General features: G+C 74.4%; 1 protein-coding gene and 1 pseudogene. Both read left to right on the top strand.

Going from position 1 to position 15013, the window contains the following annotated elements; all coding sequences use genetic code 11:
- Positions 1 to 13296: pseudogene (locus LCH29_RS40970) on the top strand (type I polyketide synthase); the annotation flags it as partial.
- A gap of 253 nt (positions 13297 to 13549) precedes the next feature.
- On the top strand, positions 13550 to 15013 hold a 1464-nt coding region (locus LCH29_RS40965; protein WP_446466768.1), incomplete at its 3' end, for a type I polyketide synthase.

The raw sequence follows: 15013 nt of genomic DNA, 5'->3' as shown, positions 1-15013 counted from the left end.
GATCCGGTAGTGATCGTCGGAATGGCGTGCCGATACCCAGGCGGGATCGATACTCCCGAAGACCTGTGGAACCTCGTCGTGTCGGGGCAGGACGCGACCGGCGGCCTCCCCGCCGACCGGGGCTGGGACCTGGCCGCCCTCGCCGGCGACGGCCCGGGCCGCAGCGCGTCCCAGCGGGGCGGCTTCCTGCGCGGCGCGGCGGAGTTCGACCCCGGCTTCTTCGGGATCAGCCCGCGCGAGGCCCTGGCCATGGACCCGCAGCAGCGGTTGCTGCTCGAGGTGTCCTGGGAGGCGGTCGAGCGGGCGGGAATCGACCCGCTGTCCCTGCGCGGCAGCCGCTCGGGTGCGTTCATCGGCACCAGCGGCGAGGACTACGCACTGGTCGTCCAGCGGGCGGAGGAGGACCTGGCCGGGCACGCCGTCACCGGCACCTCGCCGGGCGTGGCGACCGGCCGGCTCGCCTACTTCCTCGGCCTGGAGGGCCCGGCGATCACGGTGGACACCGCGTCGTCGTCCTCGCTGGTGGCGCTGCACTGCGCGGTGCGGGCGCTGCGGGCGGGAGAGTGCTCGCTGGCGCTGGCCGGCGGCGCGACCGTCATGTCCACCCCGCGGGGTCTCGTTGGCTACTCCCGGCAGGGCGGGCTCGCGCCGGACGGCCGGTGCCGGGCCTTCTCCGACGACGCGAACGGCACCGTGTGGGCCGAAGGCGTGGGCGTACTGCTGCTGGAGCGGCTGTCCGACGCGCGGCGCCACGGCCACCCGGCGCTCGCCGTCGTGCGCGGCAGCGCGGTGAACTCCGACGGCGCCTCACGCGGGTTGACCGCGCCGAACGGCGCCTCCCAGGAACAGGTGATCCGGCAGGCACTCGAGGACGCCGCGCTGGGCACCTCCGAGGTGGACGCGGTGGAGGCGCACGGCACCGGCACCCGAGTGGGCGACCCGGTCGAGGCGCGGGCCCTGCTCGCCACGTACGGCCAGGGCCGGACCCGCCCGCTGTATCTCGGCTCGCTGAAGCCGAACCTCGGCCACGCGCAGGCGGCGGCGGGTGTGGCGGGCGTGATCAAGACGGTGCTGGCGCTGCGGCACGGGACGCTCCCGCGCACCCTGCACCTGAACGTGCCCACGTCCCAGGTGGACTGGGCGGCGGGGGCGGTCGAACCGCTGCGTGAGAACACCGCGTGGCCGGATACCGGCCGACCGCGCCGCGCCGGAGTGTCCTCGTTCGGCATCAGCGGAACCAACGCGCACGCCATCCTCGAACAGGCGCCGCCGGTCGCACCGGCCGACGAGCCCGAGCGGAACCCGGAGATCTCTCCGGCCGTGGTGCCCTGGGTGGTGTCGGCCAGGACCGAGGCCGCGCTGGACGCCCAATTGGACCGGATCCGGTCCACTCCGGTGTCCACAACGGATCCCCATGCCGCCGTCGACGTCGGATTCTCCTTGGCCACCGGCCGTTCGGCGTTCGATCACCGGGCGGTCCTGCTCGCCGCCGGCGAGAGCCGGTCCGAAGCGGCGCGCGGCGTCGCCGGGAAGAGCCGGACGGCGGTGGTGTTCGCGGGGCAGGGAACCCAACGGCTCGGCATGGGGCGGGAGTTGTACGGCCGTTTCCCGGTGTTCGCCGAGCGGCTGGACGCGGTGCTGGCGGAATTCGACCGCCATACGGACCTGCTGCGGACGAACGTGCCGCTGCGGGACGTGCTGTGGGGCGAGGACCCGGACCTGCTCGACCGGACCGGGTTCGCCCAACCCGCGCTGTTCGCCGTCGAAGTGGCCCTGTACGGGCTCGTGGAGTCGCTGGGCGTGACACCGGACCTCCTGGCCGGGCATTCGATCGGCGAGGTGACGGCGGCACACGTGGCCGGGGTGTTCTCGCTCCCCGACGCGTGCCGCCTGGTGGCCGCGCGCGCCGGGCTGATGCAGGCGCTGCCGGACGGCGGAGCCATGGTCGCGGTGCGGGCCACCGAGAACGAAGTGCGGCCGCTGCTGACCGACCGCGTGTCGATCGCGGCGGTCAACGGCCGGTCGCGGGTGGTGCTCGCCGGAGCGGAGCGCGAGGTTGTGCGGATCGCCGGTGCGCTGGCGGCCGGAGGCCGCAGGACCACCCGGCTGTCCGTGTCGCACGCCTTCCACTCGCCGCTGATGGACCCGATGCTCGCGGAGTTCCGGCGCACGGTGGAGCGCCTGGAGTTCCAGGAGCCGCGCGTCCCCGTGGTGTCGAACCTGACCGGGCGGCTCGCGACGGGCGGGGAGCTGTGCTCGCCGGAGTACTGGGTGCGCCACATCCGCGACACCGTCCGCTTCGGCGACGGCCTCACCACCCTCCGCGAGGCGGGCGCCACCGTCCTGCTGGAACTCGGCCCGGACGGCACGCTGTCCGCCATGGCCGGGGACGACCTGGCCGGTACGCGGGTGACCGCGGTGCCCGCCCTGCGCAAGGACCGGGGTGAGGAGGCCGCGTTGGTGACCGCACTGAGCCGGCTGCACGTGGCCGGGGTGCCGGTGGCCTGGCGCGTGTTCTTCGCGGGCACGGGCGCACGCCGGGTGGACCTTCCGACCTACGCCTTCCAGCACGAACGCTTCTGGCCGACCGTCCGGGCGGAGGGAAGCGGCACGTCCCGGAACGGCTCGGGACACCCGCTGCTGGGCACGGTCGTGGAACTCGCCGGGGACGTCGGCCTGGTGTGCGGCGGCCGCGTCTCGGTGGCCGGGCAGCCATGGCTGGCCGACCACAACGTGTGCGGCCGGGTCGTGCTGCCCGGCACGGCCCTGGCGGAACTGGCCGTCCGGGCCGGTGACGAGGCCGGGTGCGCCCACCTCGAAGAGCTTGTCCTCACCTCGCCGCTCGTCCTGCCCGAATCCGGGGCGGTGGAACTTCAGCTGCGGGTCGGGGCCGCCCGGGAATCGGGACGGCGGCCGGTGACCGTGCACGCGCGGCCCGCCCCGGCCTTCGGCGCGCCGTGGATCGAGCACGCCTTCGGTGTGCTCGCCCCCAAGAGCGGCGCGGACCGCGGGCTCGACACGGCCGCATGGCCGCCTCCGGGGGCCGAGCCGGTCGAGGCCGAGGGTTTCCGTCGGCGGTGGGCCGAGGCCGGATTCTCCTACGGGCCGATGCTCCAGGGGCTGCGCGCGGCCTGGCGGCGCGGCGCGGACGTGTTCGCCGAGGTGGTCCTTCCACCGGGAGCCGACACGGCCGCGTTCGTCCTGCATCCCGCGCTGCTGGACGCCGCCCGGCACGCCACCCCGCCCGGCGCCGACATCGGCCTTCCCTCGTACCTGCACGGCTTTTCCCTGCACGCGTCCGGTGCCACGGCACTGCGTGTGCGGCTCTCGGCCCAGCGGGACGGTTCGCTGGCGATCGAGGCCGTCGAACCGGGCGGGGAGCCGGTGCTGTCGGTCGACACCCTGTTCGTACGCCCGGTGCCGCGGCTCGACGACCCGTCCCCGGCGACCGAACCCGCCGCCGAGTACGCCGCCGAGTACGCCGCCGAGTACGTCGCCGAGTACGACGCCGACCGGCCCGCCGGGCGACCGGGAGTCGCCGCGCCGCGCCCGGAGAGGCTGCGGGGCATGCCCGCCGCTCGACGGGCCCGCGTCCTGCTCGACCTGGTGCGTGCCGAGGCGGCCGCGGTGCTGGGCCACGCGGACCCCGGCCAGGTGGACGCGAACCTGGCCTTCCGGGAACTGGGCTTCGACTCACTGACCGAGACCGAACTGCGCGCGCGGCTCGGCGCGGTCACCGGGCTGAGACTGCCCGACACCCTCGTGTTCAGCCATCCGACGCCCGCGTCGGTCGCGGACCACTTGGCGGACCGCATGGGTGACGGTCAGGCGGACCACACCGACCCCGACGCGAAACCACCCGATCCGATGCCCGATCGGGTCTCCACCGAGGACATCGATTCGCTGCCGGTGGACCGATTGCTCGACCTCATCGACGAGGAATTCGAACCCCAGTAAGCAGTCACACTTTCGTTGAGCCGTGAGGACGGTCCGGTGCCAGAAGACCAGCAGGGCAAAATCGTCGAGTACCTCAGGCGGGTCACCGCCGACCTGCGGCGGGCGCGGGCGCGGGTCGAGGAACTGGAGCAGCGCGCCGGCGAACCCATCGCGATCGTCGGCATGGGCTGCCGCCTGCCCGGCGGGGTCGGCTCCCCGGAGGAGCTGTGGGAACTGGTCCGCGCCGAAGGGGACGCCATCACGGGGTTTCCCACCGACCGCGGCTGGGACCTGGGCGCCCTGCACGGCGACGGCCCGGGCGGCAGCCCCACCCACGAGGGCGGATTCCTGGCCGGGGCCACCGAGTTCGACCCCGGCTTCTTCGGCATCGCCCCGCGCGAGGCCGCGGCGATGGACCCGCAGCAGAGGCTGCTGCTGGAGGTGTCCTGGGAGGCGCTGGAACGGGCCGGGATCGACCCGCTGACCCTGCGCGGCAGCCGCTCCGGCGTGTACGTCGGCACCTACCACTGGGGTTACCGGCAGCCGCCGGACGCGGACGGCGACGACCAGCAGGGCCACGTGATGACCGGCACCGCGGCCAGCGTTCTCTCCGGCCGCCTCGCCTACACCCTGGGTCTGGAGGGCCCGGCCGTCACCGTGGACACCGCGTGCTCGTCCTCGCTGGTCGCGCTGGACATGGCGGTGCGGTCGCTGCGCGGCGGGGAGTCCTCGCTCGCCGTCGTCGGCGGGGTCACGGTGCTGTCGGACCCGGCGATCTTCCCGGAGTTCGGCAGGCAGGGCGGGCTGGCCCCGGACGGGCGGTGCAAGGCGTTCTCCGAGCAGGCGGACGGCACCGGCTGGTCCGAGGGCGTCGGGGTGCTCGTCGTCGAACGGCTGTCGGATGCGCGGCGGCACGGTCATCCCGTACTCGCGGTGGTGCGCGGCAGCGCGGTGAACTCCGACGGCGCCTCGAACGGCCTGACGGCGCCGAACGGAACGGCGCAGGAGCGGGTCATCCGGCAGGCATTGGAGAACGCCGCGCTGACCACCTCCGACGTGGACGTGGTCGAGGCGCACGGCACCGGCACCCGGCTCGGGGACCCCATCGAGGCGCAGGCGCTGCTCGCCACCTACGGCCAGGGCCGGGAGCCGGACCGCCCGCTGTGGCTGGGCTCGCTCAAGTCGAACATCGGCCACACGCAGGCGGCCGCCGGAGTCGCCGGGGTCATCAAGATGGTCCAGGCGATGCGCCACGCCACGCTGCCCCGTACGCTGCACGCCGAAAGGCCCTCCACGCGGGTGGACTGGTCCGCCGGCCGGGTCGCGCTGCTGCGCGAGACCATCGCGTGGCCGGAGACCGGCCGGGCCCGGTGCGCGGGGGTGTCGTCGTTCGGGATCAGCGGTACGAACGCCCATGTCGTCCTGGAACAGGCCCCCGAGACACCCGGGGCCCCCGAGGTCCCGGGGGCGCCGGAGAGCGACGCCGACCCGGTGCCGATCGTGCCCGACGCGGTGCCCTGGGTGGTCTCCGCCCGGACCGGCGCCGCCCTCGACGAGCATCTCCTGCGGGTGCGGTCCCTGCGAGGCGGGCCGGCCTCCCCGGCCGACACCGGATTCTCCCTGGCGACGGGCCGGTCGGTCTTCGAGCACCGCGCCGTGCTCCTGGGCTCCGCCGAGGGCGCACCGGAACTCGCCAGGGGCGTCGCGGCCGAACGGCCACTCGCGGTGCTGTTCTCCGGACAGGGCAGCCAGCGGATCGGCATGGGCCGCGAACTGCATGCCCGCTTCCCGGCCTTCGCGGAAGCATTCGACGCGGTACTCGTGGAGCTGTCCGAGCACCTGCCACCGCCCGGCACCACCGGTCTCCTCCGCGAAGTGATCTGGGGCGAGGACGCCGAGCGGCTGAACCGCACCGGCTTCGCCCAACCCGCTCTGTTCGCCATCGAAGTAGCCCTCTTCCGCCTCGCGGAGACATGGGGTCTGAGGGCCGACTACCTGGCCGGGCACTCGATCGGTGAGATCGCGGCCGCTCACGTCGCGGGAGTGCTGTCCCTTCCGGACGCCTGTGCGCTGGTGGCGGCGAGGGCCCGGCTGATGCAGGGCCTGCCCGGTGGCGGGGCGATGGTGGCCGTCGAGGCGGCGGAGGACGAGGTCCGGCCGTTGCTGTCCGGTGAGGTGTCGGTGGCGGCGGTGAACGGGCCGTCGTCGGTGGTGCTGTCCGGCGAGGAGACCGCGGTCGAGGAGGCCGCCGCGCGGTTGGCGGGCCGCCGGACGAGGAGACTGGCTGTCAGCCACGCGTTTCATTCGGCGCTGATGGACCCGATGCTGGAGGAGTTCCGTGCGGCTGTCGGCGGGCTCACGTTCCATGAGCCGCGCATTCCGGTCGTGTCGAATGTGACGGGGAGACTCGCGACCACCGGTGAGCTGAGCTCGCCCGACTACTGGGTGCGCCACGTCCGCGAGACCGTACGGTTCGCCGACGGGGTGCGCGCGATCGCCGCCGAGGGCGCCGGCGCCTGGCTGGAGCTGGGACCGAACGGCGTCCTCACGGCCATGGCCCAGGAGTCCCTGGCGCCCGACGCCGTCGCCGTTCCGTTGCTGCGCGAGGACATCGGCGAGGAACTCGCGGCCGTGACCGCGCTGGCGCGGCTCCACGTATCGGGGGTGGCCGTCGACTGGCCCGAGCTGTTCGCGGACACCGGCGCGCACCGGGTCGACGTACCCACCTACCCGTTCCAGCACCAGCGGTTCGCGCCGGTCGCGGACACACCCGTCCGGGACGGCGACGGCGCCGAGGCGGAGTTCTGGGCGGCGGTGGAGCGGGAGGACGTCGCATCGCTGGCGACGGATCTGGACACCGACGCCGCGGTGCTGCGTACCGTACTGCCCGCCTTGTCCTCGTGGCGGACCCGGCACCGCCAGAGGTCCACCGTGGACTCGTGGCGCCACCGCGAGGTCTGGCGGCGGCGGAGCTTCCCGGCCGGGAAGGCATCGGGTACCTGGCTGGTCGTCACCCCGCCGGGCGGCCCGGACGAGGACTGGATCTCCACCGTCGCCGATGCCCTGGGGCAGGACACCGTCCGCATCGAAGCCCGGGAAGCCGGGGACGCCGGCCGTGCCGCCCTCGCCGAACGCCTCACCACCGCGACCGACGGCCTTCCGTCCGTGGCCGGGGTGCTCTCCCTGCTGGCAGCGGACGAATCAGCGGACGACGCCGGAGTACCCGCCGGGCTCGTCCGCACGGCCGCGCTGGTGCAGGCGCTGGGCGACGCCGGACTGCACTGCCCGTTGTGGTGCGTCACGCGCGGCGCGGTGGCCGTGAACGACGCCGAGCACCCGGTCGGCCCGGCGCAGGCGGCGCTGTGGGGGCTGGGACGCGTGGCCGCGTTGGAGTACCCGGACCGCTGGGGTGGCCTGATCGACCTGCCCACCGAGCTGAACGAGCCCTCGGCCGCCGCCTTCGTCGCGGTACTGGCGGGCCGGGACGGCGAGGACCAGGTCGCCGTACGGCCGTCCGGTACGTACGTACGCAGGCTGGTGCCCGCCCCGGCCCCGCGCCCCGCGGCGGAGTGGGAGCCGTCCGGCACGGTGCTGATCACCGGCGGGACCGGCGCGCTCGGCGCGCACGTGGCGCGCGCGCTCGCCCGACGCGGGCCGGCCACCCGCGGACCGGCCGGGAGCGACGGACCGCACCTGCTGCTCATCAGCCGGAGCGGCCCCGCCGCCTCGGGCGCGGCGGACCTGCGCCGGGAGCTGACCGAGCTGGGCGCGGACGTCACCATCGCCGCCTGCGACGCCGCCGACCGGGCGGGGCTGGAGGCCGTACTGGCGGACATCCCGGCCGACCGGCCGCTGACCGGGGTGGTGCACGCGGCGGGTGTGCTGGACGACGGCGTACTCGACCGGCTGACCCCGGACCGCTTCGCCGCGGTGTTCCGCGCCAAGGTCGCATCGGCCCTCCTGCTCGACGAGCTCACGCGGGACGCGGACCTGTCGGCGTTCGTCCTGTTCTCCTCCGTGTCGTCGGCCGTGGGCAATCCCGGACAAGCCAACTACGCGGCCGCCAACGCCTCACTGGACGCGCTGGCGCAGCGTCGGCACGCGCGGGGCCTGCCCGCGACCTCGATTGCCTGGGGAGGCTGGGGCGGCACCGGCATGGCCGCCCGACCGGGTTCCGAAGCATCCGGCGTCGCGCTCGCACGGCTGGATCCGCGGCTCGCGGTCTCGGCGCTGTCCGAGGCGGTCACCGAACCGCATCCGACGCTGGTGGTCGCCGACCTATCGCACCTCGCGTCGCAGGCCCCGCCCTCCGGTCTGCGCCGGACCCCACTGCTGGAAGAGCTGCCGTACGCACGGCGCGCGCCCCGCGAGGGCAGCGCACCGGCGCCGCGGCTGCGCGACCTCCCGGAAGCCGAGCGGGCCGCGCGGGCGCTGGAGACGGTACGGGAGCGCGCGGCCGCCGTGCTCGGGCACCCGTCCGCGAACGCGACGCACCTGGTGCACGCGGACAAAGCCTTCCGGGACTCCGGATTCACTTCCCTGACCGCGGTGGAGCTGCGCAACCACCTCGCGGCCGACACAGGACTGGCGCTGCCCACCGGCGTCGTCTTCGACTACCCGACCCCCCGGCTGCTGGCCGAACACCTGGTGGCCGGACTGGGCGGTGAACGGTCCGCCCCGGACGTACCGGCCCCGCCCGCGGCACCGGCCGGGGCCGCCGACGAACCGCTGGCGATCGTGGGCATGGCCTGTCGGCTGCCCGGCGGCGTGAACACCCCCGAGCAGCTGTGGGAGTTGCTGGCCGAGGGCCGGGACGCGATCTCGGACTTCCCCGCCGACCGCGGCTGGGACCTCGGCGCCTTCGACGGCGACGGGCCGTGGAGCGGCGCCCGCTTCGAGGGCGGATTCCTCTACGACGCGGCCGAGTTCGACGCCCCGTTCTTCGGTATCTCGCCACGCGAGGCGGTGACCATGGATCCGCAGCAGCGGCTGCTGCTCGAAGTGTCCTGGGAGGCCGTCGAACGCTCAGGACTCGACCCGCGGTCCCTGCGCGGCAGCCCCACCGGGGTCTTCATGGGCAGCAACGGGCAGGACTACGCGCACGTGGTGACCGGATCCCGCGAGGACATGGCGGCCCACGCCGCCACCGGACTCGCGGCGAGCGTGCTCTCCGGCCGGCTGTCCTACACCTTCGGGTTCGAGGGCCCCGCCGTCACCGTGGACACCGCATGCTCCTCCTCCCTGGTCGCCCTGCACCTGGCGACGCGGGCGCTGCGCGCGGGCGAGTGCTCGCTGGCCCTGGTCGGCGGAGCGACCGTGATGACCGACTCGGTCAGCTTCGCCCGGATCTCCCGGCTGGGCGCGATCGCCCGCGACGGCCGGGCCAAGGCGTTCTCCGACGACGCGGACGGCACCGGATACTCCGAAGGCGTCGGCGTGGTGGTGGTCGAGCGCCTGTCGGACGCGCAGCGCAACGGGCACCGGATCCTCGCGGTGGTACGGGGGAGCGCGGTCAACCAGGACGGCGCGTCGAACGGCTTGACCGCGCCCAACGGCCCCTCCCAGCAGCGCGTCATCCGCCAGGCGCTCGCCGACGCGGGCCTGTCCGGCGCGGACATCGACGCCGTGGAGGCACACGGCACCGGCACCCGGCTGGGCGACCCGATCGAGGCGGGAGCGCTGCTGGCCACCTACGGCCGACAGCGGCCGGCGGACCGGCCGCTGTGGCTGGGCTCGCTCAAGTCCAACATCGGCCATACCCAGGCCGCGGCCGGGGTCGCGGGCGTCATCAAGACGGTGCTGGCCCTGCGACACGACACGCTCCCCCGCACCCTGCACGCCGACACCCCGTCCTCGCGGGTGGACTGGTCCTCCGGCGCCGTGGAACTCCTCACCGAGCAGCGGCTGTGGCCCCGGGCGGACCGGCCGCGCCGCGCCGGGGTCTCGGCGTTCGGCATCAGCGGAACGAACGCACACGCCGTCCTGGAGGAGGCACCCGACACCCGTGAACACCCCGCCCCCGAGACCGACGGCCCCGTACCGTGGGTGCTGTCGGCGCGGTCCGCGACGGCGCTCGGCGCACAGGCCGCACGGTTGCGGGCGTTCGCGCTGGAAGACCCGACACCCCCGCCCGCCGAGGTCGGATGGTCCCTGGCCACCACCCGCTCCGCCTTCGACCACCGTGCGGTCGTGCTCGGGAGCAACCGCGACGAACGCTTGCGCTTCCTCGACACACTGGCGGCCCAGGGCAGCGTTTCCGGCCTGGTGCGCGGGACCGCGCTGGAGAACGAGACCGGCCCGGTGTTCGTCTTCCCGGGCCAGGGCTCGCAATGGTGGGGCATGGGCCGGGAGCTCTTCGCGGCCTCCCGCGTCTTCCGGAACACGGTGACCGCCTGCGCCGACGCACTCGCCCCCCACATCGACTGGTCGCTGACCGACCTGCTGGCCGGTGCCGGGGATCCCGAAGTGCTGGAACGGGCCGATGTCGTACAGCCCGCGCTGTTCGCGATGATGGTGGCGCTGGCCGAACTGTGGCGCTCCCACGGCGTCGAACCCGGCGCCGTCGTAGGGCATTCACAGGGCGAGGTCGCCGCGGCTCATATCGCCGGCGCCCTGTCGCTCGAGGACGCCGCCACGCTCATCGCGCTGCGCAGCAGGACGATGCTGAAGCTGGCCGGGCACGGCGGCCTGATGTCGGTGGCCGCCCCCGCCGAGCGGGTGGGCCCGCTGCTGGAAGCCTGGCCGGGGAGGCTGTCCCTGGCGGTGCTGAACGGGCCCTCGACCGTGGTGGTCTCCGGAGACCCGGCGGCGCTGGACGAACTGATGCGGGAGTGCGAGGCCCAGGGCCTGCGCACCCGCAAGGTGCGATCCGACATCGCGGGCCACGGACCGCAGGCCGAAGCCGTACGGGACGAGCTGCTGACCGTCCTGGCGTCGCTGCGCCCGGTGTCCTCGCGGGTGCCGTTCTACTCCACGGTGACCGGTGAGCGGCTGGACACGGCCACGCTGGACGCCGACTACTGGTACGCGAACCTGCGGCAGATGGTGCGCATGGAGCAGGCGACCCGGTCGCTGCTGGCCGACGGCCACCGGATCTTCGTCGAGACGAACCCCCATCCGCTGCTGGCCGGCGCGATCGAGGAGACCTGCGAGACGGCGGGTGCCGACGGGGCGGTGGTCCTCGGCTCGATCCGCCGGAACGACGGCGGCGCCCGGCGCTTCGTGACCTCGATCGCCGAGGGCTGGGTGCGCGGGCTCCCGGTCGACTGGCGTACGGTGCTCCCGGACGGTTGCGGCGGCCGCCCCGTCGACCTGCCCACCTACCCGTTCCAGCGTCGGCGTTACTGGCCGGAGCCCACAGCGGAGCGCGTGCAGGCCGTCGGTGGCACCGGCGCCACCGACGGTGAGGACGCCGCCTTCTGGACACTCGTGGAGAGCGGCGACCTCGACGCGCTCTCCGCGGAATTGGGCGTCGACGCCGACGGCGGTCGGGAATCCCTCTCCGCCGTGCTGCCCGGACTGTCCGCGTGGCGTGAGCAGTACCGGCGGCGGTCGGCCGCGGGTGCCTGGTGCTACCGGGCCGACTGGACCCGGCTGCGGGAACCCGCGGCCACCCCGCTCACCGGCAGGTGGCTCGCGGTGGTCCCGGCCGAATGCGAGGGCGATCCATGGGCCGAAGCGGTGCTCGACGCCCTGGGCCCGGACGTGGTGCGGATCGATGTGGAGTCCACCGAGGACACCGACCGCGAGCAGTTGGCGGCCCGACTGGCCCATGCCGGTGAGAACTCTCCTCACCCCGCCACGGAGTTCACCGGAGTCCTCTCGCTGCTGGGCCTCGCCGAGCGGCCGCACTCCGGGTTCACCTCCGTCCCGAGCGGACTGTCCGCGACCCTCGCCCTGGTCCAGGCGCTGGGCGACGCGCGGCTGCGCGCGCCGCTGTGGTGCGTCACGCGCGGCGCCGTCTCGGCCGCGCGGGAGGACCGGGTCAGCCACCCGGTGCAGGGCGCGCTGTGGGGCTTCGGCAGGGTCGTCGCGCTCGAACAACCGGGTTTGTGGGGCGGCCTGGTGGACCTCCCGGAGACGCTGGACCAGCGCGCCGCCGCTCGCTTGGCCGGAGTACTGGCGGGCTTGGACGGCGAGGACCAGGTGGCTGTCCGCGCGTCGGGCGCGTTCGGCCGCCGGCTGTTCCACGCCGAGCCCGCCTCCGCGCGGCCCGAGCGGCCGTGGCGTACCCGCGGGACCGTGCTCATCACCGGCGGCACCGGCGGTCTGGGCCCGTATCTCGCCCGGTGGGCCATCGAGCGCGGCGCCGGCCACGTCGTGCTCGCCGGCCGTCGTGGCCCGGACGCGCCGGGCGCCACCGCACTGCGCGCCGAACTGGAGGGCCTGGGCGCGCGGGTGACGGTCGTGGCCTGCGACGCGGCCGACCGCGACGCGCTCTCCGCCGTGCTGTCGGCCATTCCCGCCGAGTTCCCCCAATTTCCGCTGTCCGCGGTGATACACGCCGCCGGGGTGACGGACGGCGACAGCGAAGCGGCGTCGCTGACCCCCGACCGGCTGGACGCGCTGATGCGGCCCAAGCTGACCGCCGCGCTCAACCTGCACGAACTGACCACGGATGCCCAGCTGGACGCGTTCGTGCTGTTCTCCTCGGGCGCCTCGGCCTGGGGCAGCGGCGGACAGCCCGGCTACGCGGCGGGCAACGCCTACCTCGACGCGCTGGCCGAACACCGCCGTGCCCGGGGCCTGACCGCCACGTCGATCGCCTGGGGCGCCTGGGGCGAGGCGGGTATGGCCACCGACCCCCGCTTGGTGGAACAGCTGGCGAAGCGCGGCGTTCTGCCGATGGAGCCGCCCAAGGCCATCGCCGCGCTCCAGCGGGTCCTTGACGACGACCGGACCACCATGACGGTGTCGGCGATGGATTGGGCCGCGTTCGCCCCCAGCTTCACCGTGTCCCGTCCCAGCCCGCTGCTGTCCGGCCTGCCGGAAGCCCGCGAACCGGCGCCCGCCGACGACACGGGGGAGGCCGGGGACGCCGGGGACAAAACCGCGGACGGTACGCCGTCGTTGCCGCACCGCCTCGCCGAACTGCCTGACGCGGAACGGCGCCGCGTCCTGCTCGACGCGGTACGGGCCGAGGTGGCCGCGGCCCTCGGCCACTCCGGGACGGACGCCGTCCCGGCCGACCGGGCCTTCCGTGACCTCGGCTTCGATTCGGTGAGCGCGGTGGAACTACGGAACCGGCTCAAGGCGGTGACCGGGCTGCCCCTGCCGGCCGCGCTGGTCTTCGACCACCCGAACCCCACCGCCCTCGCCGGGCACATCGGGGCCGAGCTGTTCCCCGGCACACGGGAGCCCGCCGAGGACCCCGAGGCCGAGATCCGCCGGGTCCTGGCTTCCATTCCGCCGAGCAGGCTGCGCAAGGCCGGACTGCTGGACCTGGTACTGGGACTCGCGGACAGCGGCGGTGACGACACCACTCGTGCGGCCCCCGCGCGGACCGGTCCCGAAAACGACCCCGACGACCTCGACGACCTCGACGGCGAGAGCCTGCTGCGGCTGGCGGCCGAGACCACCACGGAATGACGCACGGCATGGCGCACGGCGCCACATCCGGACGCACGCCCGACCTGAGAGAACGTGCATGAACACCCCCAACCAGTACATCGAAGCGCTCCGGTCCTCCCTCAAGGAGAACGAGCGGCTGCGTCGGCAGAACCAGCAGCTGACCGCGTCGGCGGTCGAGCCGATCGCCATCATCGGCATCGGCTGCCGGTTTCCCGGCGGCGTGGCCTCGCCCGAAGACCTGTGGCAACTGGTCGTCGAGGGCCGGGACGTGATGTCGGACTTCCCGGCGGACCGGGGCTGGGACCTGGCCAGGCTCGGCGGCGACGGGCGCGGCCGCAGCCTCGCCCGCCAAGGCGGCTTCCTCGACCACGCGACGGAGTTCGATCCCGACTTCTTCGGCATCTCGCCGCGGGAGGCGGTCGCGATGGACCCGCAGCAGCGGCTGCTCCTGGAGACCGCCTGGGAGGCGCTGGAACGGGCCGGGATCGCGCCGACGCGGCTGCGCGGCAGCCGGACCGGAGTGTTCGCCGGAACCACCGGGCAGGACTACGGCAAGGTGGTCGCTGCGGCCCGCGAGGACATGGAGATCTACTCCACCACCGGCCATGCGGCGGGCGTCATCTCCGGGCGGCTGTCGTACGTACTCGGTCTCGAAGGCCCTGCCGTCACCGTCGACACGGGCTGCTCGTCCTCGATGGTCGCGCTGCACTGGGCGGTGCAGTCACTGCGGTCGGGCGAGTGCACTCTTGCGCTGGCCGGTGGTGCGACCGTGATGTCCACGCCCGGCATCTTCGTCTCGTTCACCGCGCAGGGCGGGCTGGCCTCCGACGGGCGCTGCAAGCCCTTCTCCGACGCGGCCGACGGAGTCGGCTGGAGCGAGGGCGCCGGGGTGCTGGTCCTGGAGCGGCTGTCGGACGCCCGGCGCAACGGACACCCCGTGCTCGCCGTGGTGCGCGGCACCGCGATCAACCAGGACGGCGCCTCCAACGGCCTGAGCGCCCCGAACGGCCCCGCGCAACAGCGAGTGATCCGGGCCGCCCTGGACAGCGCCGACCTCACCGCGGATCAGGTGGACGCGGTGGAGGCGCACGGCACCGGCACCACCCTCGGCGACCCCATCGAGGCGCAGGCCCTGCTGGCCACGTACGGGCAGGAGCGCGAACACCCGTTGCTGCTGGGGTCGGTGAAGTCCAACATCGGCCACACCCAGGGCGCCGCCGGGGTAGCGGGCCTGATCAAGACGGTGATGGCCCTGCGGCACGGGGAGCTGCCGCGCAGCCTGCACTCCGAGCTGCCCTCCTCCAACGTGGACTGGACGGCCGGTGCGGTCCAGTTGCTGGCGGAGCACACCGCGTGGCCCGAGACGGGACGTCCCCGGCGGGCCGGAGTGTCGTCGTTCGGAATCAGCGGCACCAACGCGCACGTGATCGTGGAGCAGGCGTCGTCGCCGGAGCAGCGGGTCGAGGAGCCGTCGGTGGTGCCTGGCGTGGTGCCGTGGGTGGTGTCG

This window comes from Streptomyces sp. BRA346, from assembly GCF_052851135.1.
Note: the sequence above shows the minus strand (reverse complement) of the source record. Positions and strands in the feature narration are given on the sequence as shown.